4 protein-coding genes are annotated in these 9,256 nt (G+C 36.0%); 1 reads left to right on the top strand and 3 read right to left on the bottom strand.

Going from position 1 to position 9,256, the window contains the following annotated elements; all coding sequences use genetic code 11:
- Nucleotides 1–662 precede the first annotated feature (662 nt).
- The 3 genes from DWB61_RS06550 to DWB61_RS06540 all read right to left on the bottom strand — a co-directional run bounded on the left by DWB61_RS06550 (nt 663) and on the right by DWB61_RS06540 (nt 7,365).
- Nucleotides 663–1,976 (bottom strand): MFS transporter, encoded by a 1,314-nt coding sequence (locus DWB61_RS06550; protein WP_125030095.1) that lies wholly within the window; start codon nt 1,974–1,976, stop codon nt 663–665.
- A 577-nt stretch (nt 1,977–2,553) separates the two neighbouring features.
- Nucleotides 2,554–5,187 carry a DUF5686 and carboxypeptidase regulatory-like domain-containing protein gene (locus DWB61_RS06545; RefSeq protein ID WP_125030094.1) on the bottom strand — a complete coding sequence of 878 codons (2,634 nt, stop codon included), beginning with the start codon at nt 5,185–5,187 and terminating at the stop codon, nt 2,554–2,556.
- Between the two features lie 264 nt (nt 5,188–5,451).
- Nucleotides 5,452–7,365 carry a RecQ family ATP-dependent DNA helicase gene (locus tag DWB61_RS06540; protein ID WP_125030093.1) on the bottom strand — a complete coding sequence of 638 codons (1,914 nt, stop codon included), beginning with the start codon at nt 7,363–7,365 and terminating at the stop codon, nt 5,452–5,454.
- A 323-nt stretch (nt 7,366–7,688) separates the two neighbouring features.
- On the opposite strand from DWB61_RS06540, the gene DWB61_RS06535 reads away from it, so the two are divergent.
- Nucleotides 7,689–9,089, top strand: coding sequence for an MATE family efflux transporter (locus DWB61_RS06535; RefSeq protein WP_125030092.1), 1,401 nt, complete (start codon nt 7,689–7,691; stop codon nt 9,087–9,089).
- Nucleotides 9,090–9,256 lie beyond the last annotated feature (167 nt).

Below are 9,256 nucleotides of genomic sequence, written 5' to 3'. Positions count from 1 at the left end.
AAGTGTAAGCAACTGTTTTTCAATGTCGAATTTCATTCTTCTCTTGACATTGATTCTAAAAAGCAGTAACTTATCCAAGTCTTAGTTAACGATACCAGTCGTTTGAAAGAGCGATCTTTCACGGTAGAACCGCATAAGACTTGAACAATGCCTTCCATTGCCTTTCTTGTCCTTTTACTCCTTAAGGAACTTGCCCCTCCGTTTTGTCTCAGCCTAAAAAAAGAGGGTTTAATCTCTCCTTAAAGATTTTAGTTGTACATAACAAGTGCGTAAAGTGCAATGCGCTTTATCCCATTTACCTGTTGTAGATTGTTGTTATCTATCGTGTTATCCATTAGAATTACGTCTAATGGACTTTTTTTTGCAAGAGACATTTTGTTCGAAGCATGTGTAAAAGCCCCAATGACAGTTTAAGCTTATAAATGTAATTATAATCTATCATATTATATGTAAGGTAAAAGGATGAAGTTTTGTAAATGCTAGTTAAGCATAAAAGAGAAGATATGTAAATGAAACCTGTCAGAGTTTAGATGTAAAGGTTAACTCCAACAGGTCTTCGACTCTGTCGGGTTTGTGCAAATAATAAAAGCCCAATCTCATTTTTATGAGATTGGGCTTCAAATATCTATAAGGCTTCATCGGATGTCTTTTATCCTTGAATATTAATCTTCTTGAGGATTTTTAAGTTTTAAAGAGAACAGAAGCAGGATAATCACTAACACTCCACCTGCAAGACCTGCAAGTTGGTAGCTACCTGTTAATGTAAATATTCGGCTAAAGAAAAGGGGAGCCAAAGCAGAGCCAAATACCATAAGTGACATTGCCAATCCGCTGATAGCACCCAGGTGGTCGCTACCGAAAAAGCGAGGCCAAGTGATGGCAGCTAGAACTGAGAAAAGTCCTCCCATAATACCATTACCAAGAATTAGAATGTAGTAGCCACTCCAATGTGAAAGAAAGGATAAGCCAATACAAGAAAGCAAGCATCCCATTAGATAGATGATTAGAATGCGCTTAAGTGGCATATAATCGCTAATGACATTTCCTGCCAAGGCTGCTACAATAGAAATAAGCGAAGCAGGTATAAATATACTAAGGGCCTTTTGTTCGCTATATCCTGCAATATCGAATATGGAAACCACATTGAAAGTGAAGCCTGTTATAAAGAAGGCACTAAAGGCAATGGCTAGAGCATAAACCCAAAAGATAGGTGTCTTCTTAGCTTCCTTAAGTGTGAATTGTTTGTTACTATCGTTAAAAGACTTCTTTTTCTTTTCTTTTACAAGCTTCCCATCGGGAATTAAGCCACATTCTTCCGGATTATCTCTAAAGAAAATATAGGCAAAGATGATAAAAGCGACGATGATGGCTGCCATAATCAGATAAGCAGCACTCCAATCGGTACTATGAATTAAACCGGCTACAAATAGAGGCGCAACTGCAAATCCGAAAGATTGAATAGCCGAGGAAATACTATTGGCTAATCCACGGTTTTTGTTAAACCATTTCATTAGCATATTACGCGATGCTAAAGTCAGTACCCCTTGTCCTGAAAATCGAAGCATAAAGAATAGAGCCGAAACCAAAACAAAACTGACCGCTGAGAATGAAATATCTGTCCACGAAGAAATACTATTACTCATATGATCGCTTATGGAGAAGAGTAGAAGGGTTAGTGCTAAAACACAAGCCGCAAGAATAGCGGTGAAACGAGCACCAAACTTGTCGTATACTTTTCCAGCCTTGGTCAGGAATAAGGAACTCATAGCCGTGCCAATCAGATAGGCTGAACTCAGCGCATCACGAGAGAGTTGCAGAGAGTCGATTAGGTAATCGGTAAAAACCGATACCCCAATGGTTTGGCCTGGTATTGAACAAATGATTCCTATTGTGGCAGCAATCATGGCCATCCATCCGTAAAAGATTGGGAATTTGGATGGGGCAAAAGGTAAGTTAGGATGACGTTTTATTGGCATGTTTAAAATTTTGCACAAAGAAAGTCAAATAAGCTGAAAGTAAAGAAATCAGGAGGTGAAATAATAGGTGTAATACTAACACTATCCTAGAAATTGTTACTTCGTCCATATTTAACTTCATTTGTTCATTCTGTGCATGATTTCAATTGTATTCACGATTTCCGCTACGCTCCAATTTTTGTCTTGAAACAAGAAACGAAGCAAAGAAATTCAAGACTGCTATTTAAATAACTTCTTTATTCATCTCACACTTAAGTGCGGCCGAGTGATCTTCGAACATCCCGATCGTTCGGGACAGCTTCTCGGTCTTACTAAAGTTTAGAGCTAAAACAAAAGCTATTTAAAATAGAGGTCATTGTAAAACACCTATCAATTATTTAAAATTAAAAAAGGGGGAGTGATACTAATGTCAGAGTCTTGTAAGTTTACTGAGGTTTGTATTAGTTCGTAATTCTTAATTTAGTATCCGATGTTGAGTTCGGAGTCTTTTAAGTCTATTGGGTTTAATGCTTGTTCATAATTCGTAATTACCAATTCATAATTCTTAACTCATAATTTAAAATTCTAAAATAAGCTCCTAGATATTAAACTTGATTTTTAATCCTGTTTCTTTATGCTGTTTCCCGTCGAAACTCCAAAACACCTCCAAATCAAGAAGAAGAAAGATTTGGCTTAAGCCATAGCCTGCTTCCCAATAATTCTTTTTCCCTTCATGAGTCAGGTAGTTAACAAATACCTTTTCTTGTATTACTAAAGAATTATTCAATATAGGGAGGCGTTTTAATAAAAATCGATCGGAGGTATATTGGATATGAGCTTCGGCGAATTCTTTATTGGTAGCGTGTTGGTAATAATCCAATAAGCGGAATGTGTTCATATCCCCACCAATCATAAAGACAGGTTTGCTGGTTCCAAATTGGCGATAGTCAGAAAAGTAGGTTTTTTTGTCCGATAGAAATGAACCTGCTTTTAAGCTATAGGCCAGTCGATCGTTAAATCCTATTTCGAATTCTTGCTTGACAGAGGCTTCTAAGAATGAAAAATCGGTCTCAGACCCAAATATATCCTTAATCCCTTGTTTGTAGAGTAAAGAAAAAGTAGGCTGTGAATGATAACTCGTCATTTGTTTTACCCCTTTCTTTACCATATATCTGTGGTGCGGAGTGTAATCTAATTGTGCAGTAAAGGTTAATGCCTTATTATCACGAACCAATTCTGGATTTATGCCTTTAGGGATGTTTGGCGTGTATTTATTGTCACCAGGACCTGATATATAGAATTTATTGTTGTTATAAAGCTGTTTTCTATTGGCATATTCCAATTTTGTACCAAGGTTTAGGCCATTGGTAAGATCTATTTTATGCCACACTTTCATATAGTTTTTGTCGTACAATTTCATGTGATTATCCTTGTAATAAAGGGAGGTAACCACATTGAGCATTGGGTTAATGCCAGTAGTTTCATTGAAATCAACCGCCTTGCTTCCTGCTTCGAAACCCAACCAGGCTCTTTTTAAACCATTGTATCGATATAGGCTTCCTATAGTATAATCAAGATGCTCACGTGAGAAAGCATAGCTTAAATTTGATGTCATCTCAAAATAATGACCTATAGTATCTTTCTTTGTGTAGGAGAAAGGCGCATCGAAGGTAAAGCCTTGAACCGTATTGTATGAGATTTTATCAAAGGCCAATAGACCCGGTGTAGACAAACGTGAGTTCGATTCTTTATATCTGTACGTTTTGCCCCAAAGTAGGTGGTTGAATTTAAATTCCCTGTTAGCCCTACGTACCGAATCTTTATATTCGGGTGTATTTTTAACTTTCACGATGGAATCTTTTTCTACAAAACTGATTTTTTCGTCTTTTGAAAGTGGGATAGGACGCATTTCGTCCCAATATATCGAATCTTTAGTTTTGGCGTCTTTAGCCATTTTCACCTTTTCGATTTTAATCTCAAGCGGCTCTTTAATTTTCTCTTTTTTGTTTTTTGAATTCTCTTTTTCCATCAATCGAGCAAGCTTCCGCATATCAGAATTTTTCATATCTGGCTTTTCGAGAAGCGTTTGAATTTCAGCTTTGCGTTCTATTTCTTTAGCCGATAATACTTTTGATTCTTCAGTATTGCTTAGCTTGTTTATATCTTCAGTTTCTTGTTTTCTAGCCAGTTCTTCTTGTTTTAGATAGTCATGGTCTAAATCAGGATTTAATGTTACTTGATAATCTTTGATTGAAGCAACGTACATACCTTCCAAACCGAAGCCCATTCCTTTGAATTTGATTTCGTAGTCCAGACTAACTGGCATCCAAACATCTTTACTAACAGGTGCGTATATTTGATGCATGTGAATATGGGTCATGGGTAGTCTTAGTTTCAAGTCTGCCGAATGAATGTTCCAGAAGGTTTCGGTGATATTTATAAAGCCATTAAATAAATCTTTTCCTTTTCTTTTAGGTGTCACTTTTATCTGATTAATTATTCTGCCCTGATCCTCGAATACAGATACAAATTGGAATTTATAAACTGTAAAAGCAGCCTTATCTAAAGGCGATATAAAACCCTCGTCTCGTGTGTTATAAAGATTTAATGTAATAAATTGCATTGGATTTACCTGGTCATCTAAACCTGAAGACCGAATAGATATGACTTCTTCTTCAATTTTATTGGGAAGTTGGAAATGGATTTTAGAAATGTTTTCGGTGACGAACACTTTGCCGACTGTAAACTCTTCTTTTGCTAGTTTATTTTTTAACAAGCTGGGAACACTGGTGATTTTGCCAGTACCTTTCAAATATACCTTATTGGTATATTCGCTAACCTGTTTGGTGTAATAATCACCCATAGCAATAGCCTTGCGCATGACGAAGTAGGCAGGATCTTCGCCACTTGCCAATATTTTCACTTCTTTTAGTTGGTATGTTTGGGGGGCAAGGGCAACATCTAGTTCCATATTGTTTTGCCCCATAGTAACTTTCACTTCCTTGGTTTTGTATCCCATATATCGATAATGAAGTTGCCATTCACCCTCTGGAAGATCTAAATGATATTGTCCATCTATATTCGATGTGGTTCCGGTAGCTAACTCTTTGATAAATATGTTGGCAAAGGGAATCGGTTTGCCTTCAAGGTCTGAAATGTTTCCACTTAATTGTTGCGTGTGGCCTGTAAATGAAAATAGGCAGAATAATAGGATGAAAATGTTTCTTGTCATAATTTGATTTTGGGTTTTCAAGAAGTATAACGAATTAGGTCATGATATTGTTACACTTATTTTTTTAGTTAGCATGCTTATTTTTTAGATGTTAGTAAAGATATTATTTCGAAATGTTAAATAGTATATAAAAAACATAAAAAAGAATTAGACCTTGTTTTGTTCCGAATAATAAGGCAAAAAGAAAGCCACAATCTCAGTCTTGAGATTGTGGCTAATATTTTATTTATAATCAAAGAATTAGACCTTTTGACTTTTCAGACCTTATAAACTTTCCTTAACCCAATCTAGTATGTCCTGATAGCGGTATCGTTCCAGTTTCCCAAAGCCAGGCATTCCTTTAGCCTTAATTGTTGTGAATTTAGGTGTGTAGATTCCACATAGGAATTTGGTGATCAATTCTGGACTTTCATTTCCCTTCAAGCTATCGATGAGCTTTTGAGTCAGTTCTTCGAAACTGTAGTTCTCTATATTGGGGAGAGAATCTGTTTGAGCTACTTTTATTGCGCCCGATGAACAAACGGAGCAATGTCCACAATTGTCCATTGGTAACTTTTCTCCAAAATAGGCTGCTAGTTTTGTACTCAAACAGCTTTCTGATTCAAACAAGGAGATCATATTTTCAATTCGTTTGACTTCAGCCCCTTCTTTTAATTTGAATTTGTCGAATAGTTCTTTTGCTAATTTTTCGGTGTCGAAGTCGGAATTCTTAATAGAGAAAACATCTGCCATTTGAGAAGCTTCTAATATTAACCAGCCTTGCTCGCTAAAGTATTCAAGAGCTGCAATAATGCGTTGGCGATCTAACTTAGGATTTTGTTTGATATTATCGAAATCAACAGTCCACCATTTTCTAGCCTTATTACAAGTGTTAAAAACTTCTTGAATGAATTCTTTCCGTTCTCCTTTAAACTTGTTAATAATGATTTGGTCATCAATATTTAGAGTGAATCGATACGTGGCAAAGTAGGAGTTTAGAGGCTTGAGAATACCCATAATTTCAAGATAAACTAATAAAGTTTTAATGGGCAGCATACGGATGTTGCAAAGCGCAGGAATATTAATTAATCTAACATCCCAAATTTCACCAGCGGCTTGAATAATATCCAATAGTTTTTTGATCCCCTCATATTCAGGTGTATCGCCAAACACAAAGTTCTCAAGTATGTTAACGTTGTCTCTATTAGCTAAGACCACACAGTTTGATGGCTGGTTGTCTCTGCCTGCACGTCCAATTTCTTGAGAATAGTTTTCTATAGACTTAGGTAAATCGTAATGAATCACATTGCGGATGTTGCTTTTGTCAATACCCATTCCAAAGGCAATCGTAGCGACGACGCAATTAATTTCGCTCTTCATAAAGCGATTCTGTATATCTTCTCTCATCTCATTTTTCAAGCCAGCGTGGTAGGCCGTTGCGGCAATACCATTTGAGCTCAGAAATCTGGCTACATCTTCAGCCGTTTTTTGAAGCGTTACGTAGATGATGCTTGCTTCCTCTTGTTTATTTGAAAGCATGTCGGCTAAGATCTTATTCTTATCAACTTGTTTAACGGGTAGAACTTGTAAGTTCAGATTAGAGCGGTAAAAGCCAGTGACATTCACATTCTCTTTAGAAATGTCAAACTTCTTGCACATATCTTCGATAACCTTTGGTGTTGCCGTAGCTGTCAGTAATAGGCTTTGCTCAATATTAAACTCCTTTTGATAGGCAGGAAGTTTTAAGTAATCTGGGCGGAAATTATGTCCCCACTCTGAAATACAGTGTGCCTCGTCAACTACTAGTAGCGAAATAGGGATCTCTTTTAGGAAGCGACGAAAGCGTTCGTTTTTAAATCGTTCAACAGATATCATTAATATCTTATGCTTATTTTCCTTGATACCTTTCATCACTTCTACTTCCTCTTCTCTTGAGAGGCTAGAATCAATTCGAACAGCGGAAATATTTTTTGAATGAAGAAAGTCAAGTTGGTCTTGAATTAAAGCTAATAAGGGAGAAACAACTAAAGTTAGATTTGGCAGAGTTAAAGCAGGTAGCTGATAACACAAGGATTTACCCGATCCGGTAGGGAAAATAGCAATAGCCGATTCTCTATTCGTAATTTTTGTAATCACTTCTTCTTGACCTTTGCCGAAAGATTGAAAGCCAAATTGCTGTTTCAGAAGTTGATGTATCATGGATGTGGGTTTGTGTGTTTGTGCAGAATGCGTTTTGTAGTCGTACAGCGAAATTAATAAATTAGTCAGATTAAACTTAAGGATTCAAACTAAATTTTAAAAATGATAATCCGTAGGATTTCGACTTTTATAATTTTTAGTTTAATGAAGAACTTGTGAGTATATTAGACTGTTTGAACCAGATGTTTTTAATTCGCTTAATTAATAATTTGTTAAAACTTATTTCAATTTTGACAATCAAATTGCAATAGATACTTTTGTGTGAACTTGCGCGGAGGCGTGATTTTATTACTTATCCAAGACTGAAGAGAGGCAAAGCATTAATGATATATAGAATATTAAGAAATATTAAGAGTCAATTGTCTCTTTCTAAGGTGGGTAAAGATTTATTGACTTTGGCTCTACCCATAATTGGAGCTCACCTCTTACATACGGCTTACAACCTAACCGATATGATTTGGGTCGGGGCATTGGGGAGTAGTGCAGTGGCAGCGGTTGGCTCGGCAGGCTTTTTTATTAATATAGGTTGGGCTCTGGCATCAGTTATTACAGTAGGTGTTAATGTTAAGATTGCGCACTCGATAGGTGCAAAAGATTGGAAATCAGCAGGACGATTTGCAATTTCTGGTCTTTGGGGTATTAGTTTTCTCTCAGTCCTATTTACTTCAGTATTACTGGCTTGGCCAGATGAATTTATTGGTTTTTTTGAAATGAAGGATGCTCATGTCAATGAGATGGCAACTTCGTATTTGATTATTGCAGCAAGTGGTAGTGTTCTTAATTTTACAAACTTGTTTTTTATCTCGGTATTTAATGCTCAGGGTAAAACTAAAATTTCACTCAAGGCAAGTTTGGTTGGAACGTCTCTTAATATCTTATTAGATCCGATTTTTATTTTTCTTTTAGATCTAGGTGTAGATGGTGCAGCTTATGCAACCATTATTGGGCGTTCTGTGTCATTAATCTATTTTATTTTTGCTTTCCAACGAAGTTCGTCTATTAGGTTTAAAGGTTATTTTCCACATTTAGATAAAGTTAAGTCTATCATTAAAGTTGGTTTTCCAGCAGCTTTTCAGCGGATATCTTTCTCATTAATATATATCGTAATGGCTCGGATTATTGCCGAATGGGGACCAACAGCTATTGCAGTACAGAAAATTGGGGTACAGATCGAAGCTTTTACCTTTATGATTGTAGGCGGTTTAATGCAAGCAGTTACAATTACAGTGGGGAAACATTTTGGAGCTAAGGACTTCGATCAGATTCCTAAAGTTTTTCGTGCTGCCTGGCAAATGGCATTTGTTGTAGGCTTATTAACCACACTTATGTTTTTGCTAATTCCGGAAACTTTATTCTCAATATTTGTTCCCGAAAAAGAAAGTATTTTAATGGGTAAGAATTATTTGCAGATATTGGCTATCTCACAGTTATTTATGTGTATGGAAATGATTGCTGCGGCAGTTTTTCATGGTGTTGGTAAAACATCGGTTCCAGCTATTGTCAGTGTGATTTTTACGAGTATGCGTATTCCTTTTGCTTATGTGTTAGGTTTTTGTACGATCCTTAGTTTAAATGGAGTGTGGTGGAGTATTAGCCTTAGCAGTATTATAAAAGGAGTCTTGTTGTTTTTCATTTTAAAAGCTTATTTTAGAAAGTATAATTTACGTTTTGAGAAAGTATTTGTTTTCAGCAAGAAACTATTAAATAATTACGGAAAATTATAGAATTAGATATATGTAACGACTCAGAAATAGTCGTCTATAATAACTTGGACTTTTTTCAAGTATTAAATATTTGACGACTCATTAAGAAATAAGATCATATGAAACGAGCTTTGATCCTATGTTTGCTCGTAGAGAAAAAATTATTTGAGCGACTTGTTTGTGACAAA

It is taken from the genome of Ancylomarina euxina (assembly GCF_003863355.1).
GTDB lineage: Bacteria > Bacteroidota > Bacteroidia > Bacteroidales > Marinifilaceae > Ancylomarina > Ancylomarina euxinus.
This window is presented reverse-complemented; position numbering and strand designations above follow the sequence as displayed.

Coding starts and splice junctions, on each gene's coding strand:
- DWB61_RS06550 (WP_125030095.1), bottom strand. CDS start 1,976: ATGCCAATAAAACGTCATCCTAACTTACCTTTTGCCCCATCCAAATTC.
- DWB61_RS06545 (WP_125030094.1), bottom strand. CDS start 5,187: ATGACAAGAAACATTTTCATCCTATTATTCTGCCTATTTTCATTTACA.
- DWB61_RS06540 (WP_125030093.1), bottom strand. CDS start 7,365: ATGATACATCAACTTCTGAAACAGCAATTTGGCTTTCAATCTTTCGGC.
- DWB61_RS06535 (WP_125030092.1), top strand. CDS start 7,689: ATGATATATAGAATATTAAGAAATATTAAGAGTCAATTGTCTCTTTCT.